We start from the raw sequence: 22,805 nt of genomic DNA, 5'->3' as shown, positions 1-22,805 counted from the left end.
CATACTCTTCTTGGTCATCCTGTTGCGGTTATTTGCCTGTTGCGTCCCTATAATGTTCAAGTGAAAAATATAGCGACTTTAGAAAAAAGAATAGATAACATTTATAGAATGTACATGTGCCCGAAGATACAATTTCGGGCACTCTAGCACTTTGTACAATGCATTCCTTACTTACTTTTTGGCAATGAGTTTGTATCTAATCAAAGGAGAAATACACTACTATTCCTACCCCTGTGATGCCATATAGAAAGTGACGCTTCTTTAATATAAAGAAGCAAAAACCATATAGAAAGCTTCAGCCGCCAAAATTGTATCTTTGGCGGCTTCTCTCCCGGTAAGTAGCATGCAATTCTTTAATCCCAAAAAGCTTCAGTACTTCGTGGACCTGTGCTTTTGGATAGCGACGGATGAAGAATTACCATACGATTACCGAAAAAAGTGTCTAGAGATGCGACAGAGTCGAATCCCTAGACATCCAGATATCCCGGTAATCGTATAGATGTCATTCAATCCAAAGCAATCCAAAAGTAAATATAAACGTAGAGCCTAGTGTTTAATCAAGTTATTTAATGGTTGATTTTAGTTAATCAATACGTGTGATATTTCTTTTATTCGCTTATCTCGTAAATGCCGCTGCTACACCGCCATCAACAGTGATCATGCAACCTGTTGTTTTAGCTGACTTAGCTGATGCAAAGAAAGCAATAGCTTCTGCAATATCCCTTGGGAAGATATTCACTTTCAATACCGTTCGTTGACGATAATGTTCATCCAACTGATCGGGTTCGATGCCATAAGCTGCGGCACGTTCCTCTTTCCATTTAGAACCCCAAATCGCCGAACCTTGTAAAACGGCATCTGGTAAAACGGAATTGGCACGAATGCCATAGTCGCCGCCTTCTGCTGCAATGCATCGGGCCAAATGAACTTCAAGGGCCTTCACCGCACTATAAGCTGACGCATTTTTCCCAGCGTAAATCGAGTTTTTCGAACCGATGAATATCATACTGCCGCCTGTTTGTTGGGCTTTCATCACCGTGAAAGCTTCTCTGGAAACGAGGAAATAACCTGTTCCGAGTACATTCATGTTCAAATTCCATTCTGCTAACGTTGTTTCTTCAAACGGGCTAGATGTTGCAAGACCTGCATTATTTACTAGCACATCGACCCCACCATAAGCTAGCGATGCTTGTTTAAAGGCTTCCTTGATTTCCGCTTCAGCGGTTACATCCATTTTAACGGCTAATGCACGACCTGCTCCATACAAGCTGTTAATTTCTTCAGCCACTTTTTGTGCACCTTCCAGGTTTAAATCGGCAAGGACCACATGTCCACCTTGGGATGCAAAGAGTCGGCAAGTCTCACTTCCAATGCCTCCTGCTCCACCCGTTACAAAACAAACTTTACGGGAGAACTCTGCTTCTTTCGGAGCCAATGACAATTTGTATAACTCCAATGGCCAATACTCAATGCCAAACGATTCTTCTGCATTCAACGATTGGAATCCACCAAGTGCATCCGAACCTTTCATGACAGAAATGGCGCGGTGATACAGATTGCGGCTGACATTGGCATTGCCGATATCTTTCCCAATCGCGATCATGCCAAGTCCAGGTATCAAAATCACGCGTGGTGCTGGGCTGAACATCTTGTCGTCTGCATTGGCATATTCCGTAAAGTAGGCCTTATATTGTTCTTTATATGTAGCAATTTCTTGCTGCAATGCAAGGACAAGTTCCTCATCGCCCTGCTCCTCGGGATTCCATTTCACGTAAAGAGGGACTCTTTTCGTATGAACAAGATGATCCGGGCAAGCCGCACCTACTTGCGATAGCGTTTCAGCACGCACACTATTGACGAACTCTAAAACCGCTTCACTATCATCAAAAGTAGCAATCATGCCTTCATTCTCTGAAACGGCACCTCGAACGATTGGCAATACTTTAGCGAACAATGTATGTCGTTGTTCTTCCTCAAGCGTTGTATACTGTGCACCGCCAAATGGTTCAACAGTTGACAGCGATTGATCGATATAAGTTTGCGCCTCATTAATAATTTGAATCGTTTTATCATAACTTTCTTCAGCCGTTTCTCCCCATACCACGAGACCGTGCTTTTCCATTAACACAAGTTCTGCATGCGGGTTTTCTTTCACCCCTTGTGCAATCATCTTCGATAATAAAAACCCAGGGCGAATGTAAGGGACCCAGACATAGCGATTGCCATAGACTTCATCTGCAATTTCACGGCCATTTGGTGCACAGCAAATACTAATAATCGCATCTGGATGCGTGTGATCGACATGTTTGTACGGAAGGAACGCATGTAATAACGTCTCAATGGACGCACGTGGATGTGAACTATCGACCATACACTGGCCTAAATACTTGACCATTTCTTCGTCGGACATGTCCTCTCGTTCCATTAAAGGCCTTACATCCTCCAGTTTTAATGCAGTAAAATGCTTGTCCTCCATCGTCGCTAAGTCAGAGCCACTTCCCTTTACCCACATCACTTCAATTTCTTGTCCTTTGAAATCAACTTCAATCGATTTAACCGATGTATTTCCACCACCCCAGTTACAGACACTGCGATCTGAACCTAGTAAATTAGAACGATAGCGTAGTGATGACACAGCGGATTGTTGTTGACTAGCTTCTTGACCATTCCATAAATTTTCTACCAAACGAATTCCTCCTATGCGATTTCAAATGCAACTATATTTTAAGTGCTGTTAATTCATTCATCATGGACGTTTCTTTAGCAAAAAAACGACTTAACTTTTGATAGGAAGCAAACAATGTATCATATACGGCTTCCGCCTTAGCATTCGGGGTATAGGTGATTGTTTCATTGGACGACATCCCAGCTATGGCTGACGCCACACAATCATAACCACCTCGTTCTTTCCCCGCTGCAACGGCTCCCAAAATCGCCGCTCCAAGTGCAGGTGCTTGGCTGTTCAGATTGACGGTGACATCCCTTTGAAGAATATCCGCATAGATTTGCATCAGTAGCGGATTTTTCTTCGGAATGCCTCCTGTCGCTACGAGTTGCTCAATCTGAATGCCATGCGCTTCAAACAATTCAACAATCACCCGCGTACCAAATGCAGTAGCTTCCAAATAAGCGCGATATAGTTCAGCGGGGCGAGTGGACAGCTTTTGTCCAACAACGACACCTGACAATGACATATCTACCCATGGTGTTCGACTACCATTATGCCAATCTAGCGCGACAAGACCTGATTCTCCTGGAGACAGTTCCCCTGCAAGCTCAGTCAGATACTCATGGATAGACAATCCTTTGTCACTGGCTTGCTGCTTGATATAACTAGGGACTTGCTGATCAACGAACCAAGCAAAGAGATCACCGACGGCTGCTTGTCCAGCTTCATAGGCAAAGTAGCCTGGCAGTATGCCATCTTCCACAACACCACTAATACCAGGTACGTGCTCTTCCTTGTCACTTAACAATAAATGACAAGTGGAAGTGCCCATGACCATGACAAGGGTCCCGGGTTCAGAAACCCCAGTTCCCGGTAGTGCGGCATGCGCATCAATAATGCCAACTGCCACCGCTGTTCCTTCTTGTAGCCCTAAAATCTCGGCCATTTCTTTTGTTAATGAACCCGCTTTGTCGCCCAAGGAACGAACGTCTCCACGTAGCTTTGTATCGTAAATCCGTTCCAATTTCGGATGCAATTTTTTCAAAAATGCAGTGTCGACATAGCCATCTGCTTTATGCCACATCCCTTTATAGCCTGCTGAACAACTATTGCGGACCAAGTTACCCGTCAATTTAGCAGTTACCCAGTCACCCGCTTCTAAGAATAAATTCGTTTCATCGAAGACTTCTGGATCCACTTCCGCAATTTCCATGACTTTTGGAATCATCCATTCGGCTGAAATCGTCCCCCCATAACGCTGAATCCATTGCTCATCTTTCGCTAAATCATTCAACTTTTGAGCCTGCGCTTCTGCCGCGTGATGCTTCCATAATTTCACGAATGCATGCGGCCGATGTTGATAGCCCTCTATTTCGCAAAGTGGGGTGAAATCATTCGTAGTCGGCAGAATCGTACACGATGTGAAATCGATTCCGATCCCAATCACTTGTTCACGCGCAATATTCGTTTGTTGTAATAAGCGCGGAATGGATTGAGTTAAGACATCCAAATAATCCTGTGGCACTTGCAATGCTGTTTCCCTTCCCAATTCCGTTCGGCCATCTGGCAATTTCTCCGTTAACACCCCATGCGGATACTTGGTGACTTGTTCCGCAATCATCTGCCCCGTAGCCACATCGACAATGAGTACGCGACCAGATTCCGTGCCATAATCTATACCAAGCACATACACATTACTCATGCTCATCACCCCATCGAAATCTTATTTATACAAAGGTCCGAAAGTTTGGCATGCACGATAATCTGCCGATTCAGCGTCCGCTGTCCCGAACATATTCCAAGCACTTGGACGGAAAATCCGTTCCGCTTCCACATTATGCATATTGACTGGAATGCGCAGGATGGATGCCATTGTAATGAGGTCATCTCCAATATGGCCATAGCTCATGACACAGTGATTGGCTCCCCAGTTATTCATGACCGAATAGGCATCCGTAAATGCGCCTTGTCCTGTCAACTTTGGTGCAAACCACGTCGTTGGCCATGTAGGATCCGTTCGTTTATCCAACGCATCATGAACGTCATCTTCCAATTCCACCGTGTACCCTTCGGCAATTTGTAGCACTGGGCCCACTCCGTGAACGATATTCAATCGAGCAATGGTAACTGGCATATCGCCTTTTGTTGTGAAGTTGGATGAATAGCCACCCCCGCGGAAGTATTCCGTGGACGCAGGACGCCATTGTGTATGATCTAAACAGGCTTTGACTTCTTCATCCGTGATTTCCCAATGCGGCTTTAACGCTGGCTTGCCGTCCTTTGTTTGCTGTCCAGTACCATCAAGCGCCGCTGCCCCTGAGTTAATAAGGTGAAGGATACCATTTTCCGCATTCCCCGTGAGTTCTTTACCCGTCACTCGTTTAACTGCATCCGGACTCCAATACGTCCGTACATCGGCGAAAACCTGAGCCGTATTCGTCAATAAATGACCCATCGCCATCGTGACAGCATTCAAACTATCGTTTTCAGTCGCTAATAAATAAGGGGCACGCTTACCGTTCCAATCGAAAGATGAGTTCAAAATCGCTTCCATAAAGTCGCCGTTCGGGAAGTGATCTGTCCATTGACGCTGACCTTGGAATCCTGCGATTAACGCATTATGACCTTGCGCTTCTTCCTCAAAACCGAGTTCTGTTAACTTGTCATTGCCCACCATTAAATCGCGTGCAATCAACGCCATTTTCACAGATCTTTCCCAATCCGATTCTTTCAGTTCAGCGGAACGCTTAAAGTCTTCCTTATTATTATCTGCACCTTCATGAAGGTTTTCCTTTGCCCATTTATACGCCTTTTCGTATTCCGCACGGTCATAGAGCTCCAAATCGAAGCGTCGAACGAATTCCGACATATCGATATACTCATTACGCATACCAAGGTAGCCTTGGAAGAAATCTTCTTGAATCATACTTCCTGCGATCCCCATTGAAACAGAACCCATTGACAAGTACGACTTCCCTTTCAGCATGGCAACAGCAAGACCTGATTTCGCAAAACGTAACAGCTTCTCTTTGACATCTTCCGGAATGGTTTCATCGCCCGAGTCTTGAACATCTTGCCCGTAAATCCCAAATGCCGGCAGCCCCTTCTGATTATGTCCCGCAAGGACCGCTGCAAGGTATACTGCCCCTGGACGCTCCGTACCATTAAAGCCCCAAACCGCTTTTGGTAAGTGAGGATCCATATCCATTGTTTCAGAACCATAGCACCAGCAAGGCGTTACAGTGATCGATACACCTACACCTTCTTGTGCAAACTTATCCGCTGCACGCGCCGCCTCAGCCACTCCGCCGATACACGTATCTGCGATAACACATTCAACTGGCTCACCGTTATAATGTTTCAGTTCACTCGATAAATAAGCGGCAACTGATTTTGCCATTTGCATCGTCGTTTCTTCTAGCGATTCCCGGACGCCATTGCGTCGTCCGTCAATGGTTGGCCGTATGCCAATTTTTGGTAGTCTCCCGATATAACGATCTGTTTTTGTCATGATTAATTCCCCCGTTTATCATTTATGTACGTACTAAATTGATCTTTGGCATGTTGCCACTTACTTTCATCTTCCGGATCATATTCCCTCATCTCAAATGACTTCAAGACTACTTCTCTACCTTCTTCTAACGTAGCAATTTCACCAAGGGCACGAAGCTGTGATAGTCCATTGCCAATGGCACTTGCTTCAATAGGTCCTGCAACGACACGTTTCCCCGTCGCATTCGCAATCAACTGGCATAGAAATTGGTTTTGAATGCCTCCCCCACCGATGTAGACAACGTCAGCTTGTGTAGTCGTCATATCCTCCACTCGGCGAATGGTATGGGCATATTTTAGCGCCATACTTTCAATGACACATTGGATCATCCCCTGTTGCGAGGACGGTGTTGGTTGATGGGTCTTTTGACAATAAAGCTGAATCGCTTCTTCCATGGATGATGGATTGAAAAAGAGTGCATCATCCGGATCTATGAATATGTCATTTGGTGGCGCGGTTGTTAGTAGCTCATGTTCTTTGTCATAGTTGACTTCACGACCACTACGCTTCCATTCATTACGTAAGTTTTGCAAGATCCAGAATCCCATGCCGTTTCTCTGGAATCGGTAGGCACCTTCACTTGTCCCTTCATTAGTAAATCCTTCTTCAAACGCTTCCAGTGTAATGACTGGATTCGGTACTTCTTTCCCCACAAGCGTCCATGTTCCAATACTCATAAAACAGGCGTCTGGATGCTGAATAGGTAACGCCGATAACGCACAAGCCGTATCATGACCTGGTGTCATGATGACAGGTATGGCGCCTAGCTGCTCGCGGTCTTGCATCGTCGTTGAAATCGTGCCGATGACTTGGTGCGGCAACTGGATAGGAGCCAGGGGTAATGGTTTGTGAAAGAATGATTGCATGATCTCCTGATGCCATTCCCTACGCCCTTTTTCGACTAACTGTGAAGTCGAAGCAATTGTAAATTCATTTTGTGCAATGCCTGTTAGTGCAAATTGGATTAAATTTGGGGTCATCAAAATATGCTTGGCATTGTCTAAATAAGCCGGATACGCTTGTTCAATGGCCATTAATTGAAAAAGCGTATTAATAGAAGAAACTTCATTACCCGTCATTGTAAATAATTCAAATGCATCCCTCTTTGCTAATGCACGTTCCATATGCGAGACGGTATAGGTATCTCGATAAGAGAAAGGCTTTGAAACTAGCTGATCATTAGCATTGATAATGCCAAAATCGACGCCCCATGTATCCACACCGATTCCGTCAATAGAACCTGCAAGCTGATGCTCAGCAAGACGTATGCCTTCCACAATCTCTTTCATCAAGTAATTAAAATCCCAATAATAATGTCCATTCTCTTGAAGCGGTTGATTGGAGAAGCGATGGATCTCTTGCAAGCTGATTTTCTCCCCATTAAAAACCTGGCTGACAAGCCTGCCATTTGAGGCTCCAAGATCAAATGCAAGAACTGTTGTCATCTTTCACACCCCTATTCTTGAAGCAACTTGGAACGGTATTTTTCGGCCGAAAGATTACGTAAGTCCTCACATTCCTCGTCAGTTAATATTCTGGGTCCGCCAAAAATTGTGCTGATAGTGAAAACCTTTGCGGATTCTTCCGTCAATTGCATGAAGAAAAAAGCTTCTTTTATTGTCTTACCTGCCGTCAAAACGCCATGATTGCGCATCACAATCACATCATGCTCTTCAATTAATTCGGCAACCGCATCGGCCAACACATGCGTCGTTGGAATAACATAGTCAATGTATCCTACTTTTTTCACCATCGCCGGGAAGTCAGGAAATAGAGGTGGAATATCTTTTCCAGCAGAAGACACACCTACTGAATAGGTTGGGTGAGCATGTAAAACAGCTGTCGTTTCTTCGTTTTTCCGGAAACATTCCAAGTGCATCAATACTTCTGATGAAGGCCGTAAATCCCCTTCGACTTCACCTGTTTCAATATGGACTTTGACCCAATTGTCTTCGATTTCTTGTAAATCGAACCCACTTGGTGAAATGTACATATAGTCACCTTCACGCATACTTAAATTACCGCCTGCACCTACAACTAGACCTGAATCTACTAAGCGTTTTGCATATTTATTTAGTTCCGCTATAATTTGCGACATGGCTAGACTCCTCTCAAGATGTTTTAAGTTGTTCGACTATTTTTTGTAATGTTCGCGAATGCTGTAACATTTGTTGTTGCGTATACGGCAACGGACTATCGCCAAGAACAGCTTCTTGAAATGCATTCACTTGAGCGACATATGATTTTCCAATCCACTCCAATTGTTGTTCACCCTCATCTGTACGAATCCGAATCACACCGACATCCTCATTACGATCCGGCCGAAATGCATGTGGTAAGTGCATTGTTCCATTCGTCCCGATGATGTCTATCTCTTCTGTCATAGGACCGTAAAAACTACAATCCGCTACACCAAGTACCGCATTTGGAAAGCGAAATTGAACAGCAACATGTGTGTCCACGCCATCTTTTCTACCACTCATCACCTGAATCGCAACTGGCTCTTCACCAATGAACTCGAGCATACTATTGACACAGTAACTGCCAATGTCCCACAGAACGCCGCCCCCGAGTTCCGGCTGTAACCGAATATCCTGTTGCCAATCCTTCATCGTGAAATGGAATCGTGAGCGTATGGTTAACAATTCACCAATCACGCCTGCGTCCAACATTCTTTTTGCTTCTCTTATTTGTGGATGAAATCGATACATGAATGCTTCCATGACATGAACCTTGCGTTGATTTGCGGCAACAAAAATCTCCGCTAATTCATGCTCCTGTAAGACAATGGGTTTCTCACACAATACGTGTTTTCCTGCTGTAATCGCCTTCTCAATCCATTCCTTATGCAAGGCGTTTGGCAACGCAATGTAAACCGCATCTATTTCTTCACATTGAAGGAGTTCATGATAATCAGTAAATAGAGTAGGGATTGTGAATTCCATTGCAAATTCTTTTGCTTTACCACTTCTACTTGCTATGGCATGCACAATTCCATTGTCACTATGTAAAATAGCAGGAATCATTTGTTTTTTTGCGATATTGGCTGCGCCAAGAATCCCCCATCTAACGGAACGTTTCATCACCTTCACCTCACAAATTTACGTTTCACCTATGGAGGAGTGGGACTGATTCAATCAGTCCCCTCTAGTCCACACAAAAACTTATTCGTAAATAGCTGCCTTAATTTCATCACTATCGATATTGTCTTTGTCATACCAGTAGAATCCTGTATCGATCAGTTTTTCTACAGGCTCACCATTCATTGCTGCAACTGCAGCTTTCACTGTTTCATAACCAATCCCAACCGGATTCTGTGTCACAGCTCCAGCCATTAAGCCGTCTTTAATCGCGTCGATTTGTTGTTTACCAGAGTCAAATCCAACGATGACAATCTCACCAGATTTGTTCAATTCACGAACCGCGTTCACAACACCAATTGCAGATCCTTCATTAGTACCGAAAATTCCTTTTAGATCCGGGTGCGCTGACATCATCGCTTTTGCTAAGTCTGTCGATTTCAAGTGGTCTCCACCACCATATTGAATATCAACAATTTCAATATTCGGGTATTTCGATTCAATTTGATCCTTAAAGCCATCACGGCGATCCACAGCCGATACAGACGTTTGGTCTTGAACAACTAGGGCGATTTTCCCTTCTCCGCCGATGAATTCAGCCATTTTATCAGCCGCTAATGCTGCAGCTGCGCGATTGTCTGTCGTAGCCGTTGCCAGCGGAATTTCACTGTCTACACCTGAGTCAAACGCAATAATAGGAATACCGCTTTCGTCAGCCTTTTTTAGCAACGGTGAAGCAGCTTGGGAATCAAGTGCTGCAAAACCGATGGCATCTGGTTTTTTATCAAAAGCTGCTTGTAGCATTTCAATTTGCTTATCGACTTGCGATTCACTTTCAGGTCCTTCAAATGTAATTTTCACATCAAATTCTTCTGCAGCTTCGTCGGCACCTTTTTTAACCGCTTGCCAGAACTGATGTTGGAAGCCTTTTGAAACGACTGCTACATACTTTTTACCATCTGCTGACGCATCTTCACTACCTGATGATGATCCCCCGTCATCCGTACATGCAGCTAGCAATAGAGACGCGGCAAGAACACCGCTCATTAACAACGATCTTTTCTTCATACAATTCTCCCCTTTTGTATCGTTCTTTTATATTCAGTCTAGTCATTAGACATCCTACCGTTAGTCTTTCTTCCTCAACACATCTGCGTAGACTGCTAAAATAATAACGAATCCAACAACGACTGTTTGCCATTCTTGCGGGATGGACATGATACGCAAACCGTTTGTCAGCACACTCATGATAAGCGCACCAATCACCGTACCAACGATTGTTCCTTTTCCTCCGCTCAGCGAAGTTCCCCCAATCACAACGGCCGCAATCGCTTCCAGTTCATAGCCCTGGCCCAAAGCTGGTTGAGCAGAATTTAGACGAGATGCCATCAGTACCCCAGCAACCCCTGTGAATGCACCTGCTAGTGAATAGATAGCTATTTTCCAGAAGTCTACATTGACACCTGAAATCTTCGTAGCTTCCTCATTACTACCGATAGAAAAGTTATATCTTCCTAGAATCGTTTTCGATAAAATGACGCCGCCAATGATCGCCATGATGAAGAAAATGATAACGGCATTCGGAATATTGACGCCTGGAATAATAGAACCTAAAGATATTTTCGTAAAGTTCTCATGATCACTGAAATAAATCGGGGCTGCTCCAGAAATAACGAGTGCCAATCCTTTCGCAATCATCATCATCGCAAGCGTTGCAATGAAAGGCGGTATTCTTAACTTGGTAATCGCAAAGCCACATAAAAATCCACATGCCGCTCCTGTCACAATTCCTCCGAGGATACCAAGATAAATCGGCATCCCAGCATTTACGACAATGACTCCGGTTAGAACGGAGGATAACGTCATGACCGTCCCTACAGAAAGGTCAATTCCTCCTGTGATGATGACAAATGTGGCGCCTAAGGCCAAAATACCAATAACGGCCGTGGATAATAAAATCCCCATGACATTGCTATATTGAAGAAAGCTATCTGATGCAATCGAAAAGAACACGAATAATGCGAGCAAGCTAGCAAATGCTAATACTTGTTGAATAGCCCCTGAAGATAACTTCTGTTGCTTCTGTTGTTTTTTCATCGTTTCTTGAATCGTCGCCACTTATTTCACCCCTAAATTTGATGTAATCTTGTTGCGTATTCCATGATTTTCTCCTGGGTTGCTTCCTCTGAATTTAACTGGCCTGTAATTTTCCCTTCAGCCATTACGATGATGCGATGACTCATCCGCAGAATTTCAGGTAATTCCGAAGAAATCATAATAATCGACTTGCCACTTGCAGCTAATTCATCGATTAGTTTGTAGATCTCTCCTTTTGCCCCAATGTCGATACCCCTTGTTGGTTCATCAAAGATTAAAATATCGCAATCCCGCAGTAACCATTTTGCAATAACGACTTTCTGTTGATTGCCACCTGATAAAAATTTAATTTTTTGATGAACAGATGGTGTTTTAATCTGAAGACGTTCTACATAGTCATTTGCTACTTTTTTAATCTTCGACTCTCTTATAAACAGCCCACCCGACAAATATTTTTTTATCGTCGTTAAGGCCATATTCGATTTCACGTCCATGTCGACAAGTAAACCGAAATGCTTGCGATCTTCTGATAGATAACCAATGCCGTTATTCACCGCCTGGGATGGATTCGCAAACTTGACGGTTTTCCCATGAAGTGTGATTGTCCCAGCAGATACTGGATCGGCACCAAATAATGCCCGTGCCACTTCCGTGCGCCCTGCTCCCATTAAGCCTGCAAATCCTAAAATCTCACCTTTTTTCAGGTCAAACGAAATATCTTTTAAATGTGATTTAGTAGAGACATTTTTTACATCTAATACAGTTTCCTTTTGTTCACTTGAAACGGTTGGCTTAGATTCGATGAAAACTTGTCTACCTACCATCAGTTTAATGACCGTATTCATGTCTGCATTTGCTGTTTCCAGCGTATCGATATACGTTCCATCACGCATAATGGTGATGCGATCGGAAATGCGCTTCAGTTCATCCATCCGATGCGATATGTAAATAATGCCGACCCCATCCTTACGAAGGCTTTCAATAGTTGCGAACAAGGCATCAATTTCGATTTCAGTAAGCGCCGTTGTCGGTTCATCCATGATCAGTATTTTGGAATTAAACGACAGGGCCTTGGCGATTTCCACCATCTGCTGCTTGGCAACCGTTAACGTTCCGACTTTTGTTTTTGGATTCAAATCAATATTCAACCGATCGAATAACTCTTGTGTACGTTTGTTCAACTCACTATCCTTCAAAAAGAAATTGAGTGCCCCTTTTGGTTCGCGCCCGATAAAGATATTTTCAGCTACCGTCAAGTCCCGCATCAGATTGAGCTCCTGATGGATCATGGAAATTCCTTTTTCCTGCCCTTCCTTCAGTGACTTAATATCAAGCTCCTTTCCCTCAAAACGAATATCCCCTTCATCTTTTCGATACATGCCCGTTAAAATTTTCATAAGCGTGGACTTACCTGCGCCGTTTTCTCCAACTAAAGCAAGCACCTCTCCCGACTTCAATTCCAAGTCAACATTCGAAAGCGCTTTCACACCAGGGAAGGATTTAGATATATTTTTCATTACTAGAAGCGGCTCACCCATTATTTTATTCCCACCTCTCACTTCCTGAATACACAGTCATTTTATTTGTGTTTGGTTTTCTTTATTTGTGTTGATTATAAAGCAGAATTTTCTCTTAATCAAGTGAATTTTTACGTGATTCTGATAATTAACTAGAATTTTTTTCCGTTTTACTTTGAATTTGGTGCGTTTTTCCGCAAAAAAACCAACTGTTGACTGATGACAGCCCTTAATAACAGTTGGTTTTAGAATTAGATTGATTTTATAATGGTTAGATCCTGATCGTTAAAGTTTTCTAATAATTCGTCTGGCGCCTCAGCATTAATAATCAAAACGTCAATGCTAGTTGTTTTGTCGATATAAGCAAATGACTTTTTTTGAAGTTTCGAATGATCTAACAGCAAAAATTTTTGATCCGCCATTTGGATCACCTTCTGTTTGACTAATGCTTGCAGTTCGTTTGAATCACTGATTCCCCAATCCTTATCGATACCCTTACATGAGAAAAAGAGCTTATTGACATGATAGGGTTCTAGTGTTTGCAAGGTTAATGGACCTACGAAGGACATCGAGTTCGGCAACAGCGAACCTCCTGTACAAATCACATGAATATTTGTATTCTTGGCTAGTTCAGTACAAACTTGAATCGAGTTTGTCAGCACGGTCAGTGGTATATTCGGAATGAGTCGTGCTAAATAGAGCGCAGTTGAACTGGCATCCAAAAAGATAATATCATGCTCTTCAATATATTTTGATGCTTCCTTTGCCACGCTCATCTTTTCTTTTTTGTTCATCACTTCTCTTTGAAAATGGGGTAAATCTTCTTCCTCTTCCTTAATCGAAATAGCACCACCGTGGGTTCTCATAAGCTTTCCCCGGTTCTCCAACTTCTCTAAATCTCGTCTAATCGTTTCCTCCGTAACCCCAAAGAGCTTGCTCAACTCGGAAACACGAATGGTTTCTCGTTCGTTTACTGTGGAGATAATCTTATTTTGTCTTTCAGCTACTAACATACAAGTCACTTCCTCTCTCTAATTAAATAACACCTTTTTTAAGGATAATGTTGGCATATAATGCAGTTTCGCTCGTCGCAACAATCGCATACGCTTGCTGTGCTCGGTTATAAAATTCGAAGCGATCCACTTGTTGGATCGTAACCCGTTCATTTCCCGTCTCCGATAAAATCGTTGCATACGATTCCCAGATGGCAGGACTTGCTTCTTCCTGCGGTGTCGCCATATACGTAACAGGTGATTCAACGTAAGTGTCCAACGGGAATAGCGTCAAGATACTCTCAAGTACAGCCGGCATCATTTGACCATCTAATCGAATCAAGTTGTTTGCATGAGAGGCGGAGGGAAAGTTTCCATCTGCTAGGACAATTTCATCCCCATGCCCCATTTCCATTAAAATCTTCAGCAGTTCCGGCGATAAGTTTTTAGATATATGTTTAAGCATGTTGTTCTCCTTTGTTTTTTCTTTGTTTGTATTTACTTTATCAAAAGGAACCGAAATAAGAAAGTAGTTTGTGGAACCGTCTGAACCAATGGATGGCATATATTACTTGGCGTGCCAGGGAATGATTGGACGCTGGGACACCCAGCCCTTATCGCAGTACACAAAAAAGCGAGCCATTCTGTTTTATATACCAGAATGATTCGCTACCCTAGTCAGTATCAAACGCGTAACATAACCTCTTCTTTAAATCGCTCAATCGCCTTCGCTGTATCGACCATGTGCCCGATTTCATTCAATGTGTCGCCAATTAATTCAACTGCTTGCTGCAACATATCTTCTGTCGTATTGCCCATATGTCCAATGCGGAATGCTTTCCCTGCCAAATGAGCAAGTGCACCCGCAACGATGACACCTTTTTTCGCGAGTGCCGAACGGAATACCGCATCGTCCACGCCATCCGGATACAGTATGCAGCTTAAGGTTGAAGAGGCAACGGTTTCATCCGCTAATGCTGCCATACCGTATTCGCCTAGCGCCGTACGCACCGCCTTGCCAAATGCTGCATGGCGCGCGATTCTTGTTGACATGCCTTCCTCCAGAACGAGTCTCATCCCTTCATCATAGGCATAAATCAAATTCACAGGAGGGGTTGCAAAGTATTTTGATGGATCCTTCATAATAGGAATCCAATTATAAATGTCGCAATAATAAGCAGGTACACGCGCAATTTGCTTTCTCGCGGCAAGCGCTGTTTGATTAAAGGCAACAATCGCCAATCCCGGCGGAACCCCGATTGCTTTTTGTGAACCCGTCAAAATGATATCAATTTTATAGTCCGGATGGCCATAGGTTTTGCTCATATCCTCTTCCATCGCAGCCGTAGCACAAACGCCGTCCAAAATCACGAGAGCCCCGTGTTTTTTGGCAATCGGTACAAGTGCATCGAGATTAGCCGCAACGCCTGTTGAAGTATCGGCATGCGTGAGGGTGACCGCTTTGTAGCGCCCTTCGGCAAGTTTAGCCTCCACATCTTCTGGCGCCACTTGCTGACCCCATTCCGCTTGCAATACGTCTACTTCGATGCCAAAAGCTTGTCCTAATGTGATGAACCGATCGCCGAAATAACCTTGACTGACGACTAAGATTTTTTCTCCCGCGACGACTGTATTCACGAGTGCCATTTCCATTGCGATCGTTCCCGAGCCAGCAACTACAAACACTTCCCCATCTGTTTGTAACATTTCCCTTGTCCGTTCAATCGCTCGTTTATAAGTCACGACAAAACGCGGATCCGTATGCCCTCTCGTTTCACTGGCCATCGCATCATAAATGGAATCAACCACCGGTGTCGGACCTGGTATTAATAGCATCTCTTCGTTACGCATCATTATTTCCCCCTTACCATTTTCACAATACGTTTTCGTGCACTACTAGTACTTCCATAGGCATGATGAAAACCCTTTAATCATTATAAAAACGGACAACACTTGGTCCAGTGTTCCTTTTTCGACATAGACCTTTTTATTCAACTTTTCATGGCTGTCAAAAATCTCTGTTAAAATATCTCGACCTATCCAACTTCCTTTTCCACTATTTCACCCCCTCCCCGTTATCATTTATCAGCCAAAGCCAGGAAAGACAAGCTTTAAGGTTGTCAATGAATACAGCTTGTCACTTTCAAACTACACAAATACTTTATACCTATATAAAACTATTAATTTAATTTATCAAATAACCTATTTTTAGTTCCCAATTTCGAATGGTTGTCCCGTATAATCTAATGCAAAGGGAGTCAAATTACATATTAATAGTTTTTCGAGTTCATCAGTCAAAAGTACCTATCACAATGATTACAAACATTTTAGGAGGAAAAACACCATGAAAAAACTGATCGCATTATCCCTCTCAGTGGCACTAGCCTCAACATTATTCGTCAGCCCCACCAACACTGCACAAGCGGCGAACGCCCCGACACCAACTGCAGTCGCTACCAAACAATCGAATTCTTATCAAATGATCCGTTCTACTTTGATTGAAAATGGTGTCACAGGCAAATTCAACCCATCTAAAATTGCCCCAAAAGACGTTGGCGCACTGATTCAAAAAGTCATCCAAGAAAATCCGGAAATTCTTTACTACAAATCAGCTACCGTTTGGTCTAATGGGAAAATCGAGTTTTTCTACGACCTCCCTGCTACTACGATGAGAAAAAATCGTGCAGCACTGCGTACAAAAGTGGACAAGATACTCGCTACCATCACTAAGCCGGGTATGTCTGAGTTCGACAAAGTGAAGGCCGTACATGACTACCTTGTATTGAATACAGCTTACGACTACGCAAACTATCAAAAAAATACTATTCCCGTCGATTCGTACACGGCACATGGTGCTTTGATAGGCGGAATAGCCGTTTGTGATGGCTACACAAAAGCCGCACAACTTCTTCTCAATCGACTCGGCATCGAAAATCATTATGTATCAGGGAACACGAACGACGGATTACACTCTTGGAATCAAGTCAAAGTGAACGGCAGCTACTATTTCTTAGATACTACGTGGAATGATCCCGTTCCCAATAAGCCTGGTACCGTCGCCTATGACTATTTCCTCGTCACGTCCGACCAATTACGCAAAGATCACGGGTGGGATGAAAAGAAATGGGCTGCCGCAACCAACAAACAATATAGCTACTTCGGTGATTTTTCACACATGGTTCAAGTAGGAAGCACCTACTATTACAGCAGCAAATCAGATAACAACAAACTCTATAAAATCGCTAGCAATGGAAAACACAAGAAAAAAGTGGGTGATGTCAGAGCCCCTTACTTCGCAATTGCCGGCAACGATATTTATTTCAGTAACTATTCAAATCAAGGCTTTCTATATAAAATGAAAACAGATGGTACTAAGCTAGAAAAATTAAATTCTATTCACTCCATCGACATAACGCTCGCTGGAAATGTTCTGCATTTTACAGATAGTAACTCTAAAAAGCCGATGAAACTAGCTCTGAACAATACCGGAAAAGTAGCGGCAAAATAAAAAAAACGTGACTATCGGCCACGTTTAGCTGATAGACACTTTTTTTAAAATGAAACAAGTTATTTTTCATTGACTGACGATACACTTTCGACTGAATAACTAGCAGAAAAGATTCATACTGTGGAAAAGCGAGTTTTTATTGGAGGTGAAGAAATGGGTTATTACGTTGAGGTCGAAAATAATGTGAATATTTACGTTGAGGATATTAATCCGGGATCAGATAAAACCATTTTATTTATCCACGGTTGGCCTGCCAATCATAATCTATTTGAATATCAATACAATCATCTCCCTGCAATGGGTTATCGTTGTATCGGGATGGATATTCGTGGATTCGGCAAGTCAGATCGACCGTGGGACGGCTATTCTTACGACCGATTGGCAGATGACATTCGGGCGATTATTGACACGTTAGCACTAAAAGACATCACACTGGCAGGCCACTCAATGGGCGGAGCCATTTCTATACGCTATATGGCCCGGCACAATGGACATAACGTTGCCAAACTGGCTCTCATTGGAGCAGCAGCACCTATTTTCACACAGCGCCCCAATTTTCCATACGGAATGACAATAGAACAAGTCAATACACTTATAGAAAATACCTATACAGATCGCCCCAACATGTTGCGCAATTTCGGCGATATTTTCTTTGCTCGTTATCTAACAGACAGTTTCCAAAACTGGTTTCAAGGACTCGGGTTAGAGGCATCAGGTAACGCAACCGCAAAGTGCTTAATTTCTCTTCGCGATGAAGATTTACGGAAGGACCTACCTTTGATTCACGTCCCAACAGCTATTCTCCACGGAAAACAAGATAAGGTATGCCCTTATGCGTTGGCAGAATTAATGCATGCAGGAATCAATGGCTCCACATTGATTCCTTTCCATTACAGCGGTCACGGATTATTCTATTGCGAGCTAGAAAAATTCAATCGCGAGCTCACCCAATTTATTGGATAAAAAAATCCCCTGAACGTCTTCAGAGACGACAGGGGATTTTGTTCTTATGACTTTTTCGTTCTAGTAGTGACCCACTTATTTTTAATGGCCAGCAAGTAAATGACCAACGAGAAAGCAAATGTGATTCCTACAAAGACGATGCCTTGTGAATTCAATACGAGCATCGGTGCAAATGTTACGAGCAAGATTTCAACTGGCGCAATCGGAATGTACGCCAATCCATAATCGTCCAGCGTTTTACTTTCACCTTTTGGATCGACAATTCTAAGAAGTGCCATACCCATTGCAACGGTACCTGTTGTCCATCCCCATGTAAAGATTCCTTTTTCAAACCAATATTCTGGGAAGAACTTCTTTGAAAAGATTGCAAAAAATAGATACGCGTAAAACAAACCAAATACAAACAATAATATTAATGGAACCGCGTAATCAAGTACAACCGATACACTAATCGAACCGATCCCGAATGCTACAAGAATATCTGTTGCACTACCGCTAATTCGGTTCACTACATCCGTACTTACATACTTTTCCGAGTTAGTGACATTCAATATTTTCTTAACAAGCAAGCCAACTAAAAACGCCAACGAAAATGCTGGTATCACAACACTTGGTAACAACATAGCGCCTAATTGACTTAAATAATACCCACCCATTGCGATAACGGTAATAATGGATAAGTGGAACACGTATGGGTCAATCGAAATCGATGACACTGTGTCCGTCTCTGACTTAACCCTTGATCCTGGTGGAATAAGCCCTGTTCTGAGATCATTTGGCAAATCATCAAACGAGGCAAGGAACGATGTATGCCCTTTCGCTGACCCACGTTTAATGAAGATAATGCCGATTAAAATCGCACTAATGATCCCAACTGTAGCAGATGTCATGGCTAAAGAAGTTGCTTCTTCCCAACCGTTCTGTGCGAAAGTTGCACCGATAGCCGCAGCAGTACCGTGCCCGCCAACAAAACCAGCCGCAAGCAACAAGCCAAAACCATCATGCAGGTCATCCCAAAATGGGTTTAGGAACATGATGGCAAAGAATAATCCCCCGCCCCACATTAAAACCATTGCGAGTTGTGAGTATGACCACATGCTTCCGACTCTTGTCTTAATCGTGTTCCAGTCGATTTTTGGCGACAATAATGGCAGTGTCCCGAAAATAACCGCTATCAAAATCCCAGGATATGTACCCATTTGATCCGAAAATGGTAAAATTTTAAAACCGTTTGGTCCTAATAGCAAGGCGAGAATCCCAGCAATGATACTGGCAGGCAAAAACATTCGTTGAACGAACCCAACTTTTGCTCTAATAATCGTTCCCGCAAGTAGAAGCAATGATATCAAACCGATATCCGTAAATAAAACCCATGGTGAAAAATCCATATGTATATTCTCCTTATCTATTCATTAGTTTTTTTGGCTGAAATCAAAGTCCCCTTTTTTAATTTGATTGTAAACGTTTACACAAGAAACACGAACGACAATATACTTTCAACTTCACCTAAGATAACATTTTTCAAACGCCAAGTAAATTTTACGGACAACTCCGAATTACTTAGTGAATTCACAATAGCAAGGTAATGATAACTCCTTTTAAAACGGTAAAAACCACCTTTTAAGTTGTGCATGTTCGTTATACGATTTTCCCACTAAAAGATTTATACAATCAGAACGACTAACACTGCTTCCCGTTCCGCATATACATACATAGTAAGAATGCTCGGGGGGATTAAATGATAACCATAAGTTTATGCATGATTGTTAAAAATGAAGAAGATGTCATTGGGAGATGTCTGGAGTCCGTTAGCGGGATCGTCGATGAGATCAACATAGTTGATACAGGTTCCACTGATCGAACCAAGGACATTGTAAACGAGTTTACAGATCGTATTTTTGATTTTCCGTGGATTGATGATTTTGCGGCAGCACGCAATTTTTCTTTTCAACAAGCCACTAAAGAATACATTCTTTGGTTGGATGCCGACGACGTCTTTACAAAGGAAGATCAGGAGAAGTTCAAATTACTGAAACAGTCATTGTCTACGTCTATCGATGCTGTTTCCATGAACTATCATTTAGGTTTTGATGACGAAGGACATGTAAATTCCCTCTTAAGAAGATATCGCTTAGCCAAAAGGGCAAACAACTTCCAGTGGATTGGTGCGGTGCATGAGTTTCTTTCCGTGTTCGGAAATTTAGTTGACGCGGATGTTGCTGTTACTCACTCCCCTTTAAGTCATGACAGCAATCGCAATATCAGGATTTATAGAAAGTTGATTGAATCAGGGGAAACACTCTCCTTACGAGATACATTCTATTATGCAAATGAACTGAAGGACCATCAGCTTTTTGAAGAAGCGTGCACCTACTACAAGAATTTCCTAGATTCACCACTAGGCTGGATTGAAGATAATATACAAGCTTGCTTGAAACTTGCCGATTGCTATTATGAATTAAATGACAAAGAAAACGCACTGCACGCAACCTTGCAAACCCTGACCTATGACGTTCCACGGCCAGAAACCTGTTGCCGAATCGGTTATCATTTTATGGAACAGGGTCAAAATGAGGCGGCTATTCACTGGTATCATCAAGCACTACTTTATGATGATCAACAAAATCTTGGTTTTCAAAACACTTCATTCACTACTTGGCTACCCCACCTCCAATTATGTGTCCTTTATGATCGAGTGAAACAATATGATAAAGCCTATCACCATAATGAATCGGCTCGGAAGTATAAACCAATGGATGACAGGATAATAGGAAATAAAAAATATTTGGATGACTTTTTTAAGAAGGCCAATGATAAATGAGTCCATGACATGAATAGAGAGACGGAGACCATTGATGTTCATCTTGGCATTGTGATTTCTAACTTTTGTTACCCAATCAGTATTTGAAAGAACGGCTACCCTGACATTTTGTCGGAGTAGCTGTTTTTTTTAGAAATTCTTTTTAAATTATTCTACTATCCCCCTCATAAGAAACTCTTATACTTTTACCATTTTCATTTAAGTTTCGCAAAGACAATTAGTTGATTGCCCGTCCTTTCGTACATTCCCAGAATAGGATGTTACTGATAGGAGGTGAAAAAGTGGAATTTTATAGTTATACAAGACATGGATTTAATAACTGTAATGGATGTAAAGATTCCAATAAATGCAATAAGTGTAATAGATGCAGTAGTTGCTGCTGTTGTCAAGGATCAACAGGGCCAACTGGTGCACAAGGGCCTCAAGGCGTTACCGGGCCTACCGGGGCTACAGGGATTCAAGGCGTTACTGGACCGACTGGGGTTACAGGGATTCAAGGCGCTACCGGTCCTACTGGAGCTACAGGGATTCAAGGCGTTACTGGACCGACTGGAGCTACAGGGATTCAAGGCGTTACTGGACCGACTGGAGCTACAGGGATTCAAGGCGTTACTGGACCTACCGGGGATCAAGGAATCCAAGGGCCTACGGGACCGACAGGTACAACCGGGATTCAAGGTATAACCGGACCGACAGGTATTCAAGGTGTTACAGGGCCTACCGGGGCTACAGGGATTCAGGGCGTTACCGGGCCTACCGGGAATCAAGGAATTCAAGGGCCTACGGGACCGACTGGGGCTACAGGGATTCAAGGCGTTACTGGACCGACTGGGGTTACAGGGATTCAAGGCGTTATAGGACCTACCGGGGCTACAGGGATCCAGGGCGTTACAGGGCCAACCGGGGCTACAGGGATTCAAGGGCCTACGGGACCGACAGGTACAACTGGTATTCAAGGTATAGCCGGACCGACTGGAGCTACAGGGATTCAAGGCGTTACCGGACCGTCCGGGGCTACCGGGGCTACAGGGATTCAAGGCGTCACCGGACCGACTGGAGAACAAGGATTACAAGGTGTTACAGGACCTACCGGAGATCCAGGTATCCAAGGAATTACCGGACCGACTGGGGTTACTGGGATTCAAGGCGTCACCGGACCGACTGGAGCTACAGGTATCCAAGGAATTACCGGACCGACTGGGGTTACTGGGATTCAAGGCGTCACCGGGCCGACTGGAGAACAAGGATTACAAGGTGTTACAGGACCTACCGGAGATCCAGGTATCCAAGGAGTTACCGGACCGACTGGGGTTACTGGGATTCAAGGCGTCACCGGACCGACTGGAGCTACAGGGATTCAAGGCATTACCGGACCGACTGGGGTTACTGGGATTCAAGGCGTTACCGGTCCGACTGGAGCTACAGGGATTCAAGGCGTTACTGGACCTACCGGGGATCAAGGAATTCAAGGGCCTACGGGACCGACAGGTATTCAAGGTGTTACAGGGCCTACCGGAGCTACAGGGATTCAAGGCGTTACAGGACCGACCGGAGCTACAGGGATTCAAGGCGTTACAGGACCGACTGGAGCTACAGGGATTCAAGG

17 protein-coding genes are annotated in these 22,805 nt (G+C 43.4%); 4 read left to right on the top strand and 13 right to left on the bottom strand.

The genetic code is table 11. The features are described 5' to 3' along the window. Window positions 1-616: 616 nt before the first annotated feature. The 12 genes from ACIQ0H_RS00085 to ACIQ0H_RS00030 form a co-directional block, all read right to left on the bottom strand. On the bottom strand, window positions 617-2,686 hold the full coding sequence (locus tag ACIQ0H_RS00085) for a bifunctional aldolase/short-chain dehydrogenase (protein WP_403409144.1): 2,070 nt from the start codon (window positions 2,684-2,686) through the stop codon (window positions 617-619). A gap of 31 nt (window positions 2,687-2,717) precedes the next feature. Next, entirely contained in the window at window positions 2,718-4,370 is a 1,653-nt protein-coding gene (locus ACIQ0H_RS00080; protein WP_403409141.1) for a ribulokinase, read from the bottom strand. A 21-nt stretch (window positions 4,371-4,391) separates the two neighbouring features. Continuing rightward, window positions 4,392-6,179 carry an L-fucose isomerase gene (locus ACIQ0H_RS00075; protein ID WP_403409138.1) on the bottom strand — a complete coding sequence of 596 codons (1,788 nt, stop codon included), beginning with the start codon at window positions 6,177-6,179 and terminating at the stop codon, window positions 4,392-4,394. Window positions 6,180-6,181: 2 nt separating this feature from the next. Next, window positions 6,182-7,666: a rhamnulokinase gene (locus ACIQ0H_RS00070; protein ID WP_403409135.1), complete on the bottom strand. Its 1,485-nt coding sequence runs from the start codon at window positions 7,664-7,666 to the stop codon at window positions 6,182-6,184. A gap of 11 nt (window positions 7,667-7,677) precedes the next feature. Then, a complete protein-coding gene (locus ACIQ0H_RS00065; RefSeq protein WP_403409132.1) occupies window positions 7,678-8,319 on the bottom strand; it encodes a class II aldolase/adducin family protein in 642 nt (213 codons plus the stop codon). Window positions 8,320-8,332: 13 nt separating this feature from the next. Then, window positions 8,333-9,304 carry a Gfo/Idh/MocA family protein gene (locus ACIQ0H_RS00060; RefSeq protein WP_403409129.1) on the bottom strand — a complete coding sequence of 324 codons (972 nt, stop codon included), beginning with the start codon at window positions 9,302-9,304 and terminating at the stop codon, window positions 8,333-8,335. Window positions 9,305-9,385: 81 nt separating this feature from the next. Further along, a complete protein-coding gene (locus ACIQ0H_RS00055) occupies window positions 9,386-10,369 on the bottom strand; it encodes an ABC transporter substrate-binding protein (protein ID WP_403409126.1) in 984 nt (327 codons plus the stop codon). A 60-nt stretch (window positions 10,370-10,429) separates the two neighbouring features. Then, window positions 10,430-11,398 (bottom strand): ABC transporter permease, encoded by a 969-nt coding sequence (locus tag ACIQ0H_RS00050; protein WP_403412255.1) that lies wholly within the window; start codon window positions 11,396-11,398, stop codon window positions 10,430-10,432. Between the two features lie 32 nt (window positions 11,399-11,430). Then, window positions 11,431-12,936, bottom strand: coding sequence for a sugar ABC transporter ATP-binding protein (locus tag ACIQ0H_RS00045; RefSeq protein WP_403409123.1), 1,506 nt, complete (start codon window positions 12,934-12,936; stop codon window positions 11,431-11,433). Window positions 12,937-13,166: 230 nt separating this feature from the next. After that, window positions 13,167-13,928: a DeoR/GlpR family DNA-binding transcription regulator gene (locus tag ACIQ0H_RS00040; RefSeq protein WP_403409121.1), complete on the bottom strand. Its 762-nt coding sequence runs from the start codon at window positions 13,926-13,928 to the stop codon at window positions 13,167-13,169. Between the two features lie 22 nt (window positions 13,929-13,950). Continuing rightward, a complete protein-coding gene (locus ACIQ0H_RS00035) occupies window positions 13,951-14,373 on the bottom strand; it encodes an RbsD/FucU family protein (protein WP_403409118.1) in 423 nt (140 codons plus the stop codon). Between the two features lie 218 nt (window positions 14,374-14,591). Beyond that, on the bottom strand, window positions 14,592-15,758 hold the full coding sequence (locus tag ACIQ0H_RS00030; protein ID WP_403409115.1) for a pyridoxal-phosphate-dependent aminotransferase family protein: 1,167 nt from the start codon (window positions 15,756-15,758) through the stop codon (window positions 14,592-14,594). 493 nt (window positions 15,759-16,251) lie between these two features. On the opposite strand from ACIQ0H_RS00030, the gene ACIQ0H_RS00025 reads away from it, so the two are divergent. Both ACIQ0H_RS00025 and ACIQ0H_RS00020 read left to right on the top strand, forming a co-directional pair. Beyond that, window positions 16,252-17,415, top strand: coding sequence for a DUF5050 domain-containing protein (locus tag ACIQ0H_RS00025; RefSeq protein WP_403409112.1), 1,164 nt, complete (start codon window positions 16,252-16,254; stop codon window positions 17,413-17,415). A 153-nt stretch (window positions 17,416-17,568) separates the two neighbouring features. Continuing rightward, window positions 17,569-18,378, top strand: coding sequence for an alpha/beta fold hydrolase (locus ACIQ0H_RS00020; RefSeq protein ID WP_403409109.1), 810 nt, complete (start codon window positions 17,569-17,571; stop codon window positions 18,376-18,378). Window positions 18,379-18,422: 44 nt separating this feature from the next. Here ACIQ0H_RS00020 and ACIQ0H_RS00015 read toward each other — a convergent pair whose 3' ends face one another. After that, entirely contained in the window at window positions 18,423-19,766 is a 1,344-nt protein-coding gene (locus ACIQ0H_RS00015; protein WP_403409106.1) for a sodium/glutamate symporter, read from the bottom strand. Between the two features lie 350 nt (window positions 19,767-20,116). Between ACIQ0H_RS00015 and ACIQ0H_RS00010 the strand changes: the two genes are divergently transcribed. Continuing rightward, the gene (locus ACIQ0H_RS00010; RefSeq protein ID WP_403409103.1) at window positions 20,117-21,199 is read left to right on the top strand and encodes a tetratricopeptide repeat-containing glycosyltransferase family 2 protein; all 1,083 of its coding nucleotides are present in this window, start codon (window positions 20,117-20,119) and stop codon (window positions 21,197-21,199) included. Window positions 21,200-21,480: 281 nt separating this feature from the next. Beyond that, window positions 21,481-22,805: collagen-like domain-containing protein (locus tag ACIQ0H_RS00005; protein ID WP_483882524.1), on the top strand; the 1,325-nt coding region annotated here is incomplete at its 3' end.

The organism is Sporosarcina sp. NPDC096371, from assembly GCF_044762865.1.
Lineage (GTDB): Bacteria > Bacillota > Bacilli > Bacillales_A > Planococcaceae > Sporosarcina.
The sequence above is the reverse complement of the archived record's forward strand: the minus strand, read 5'-3'. Positions and strand labels throughout refer to the sequence as shown.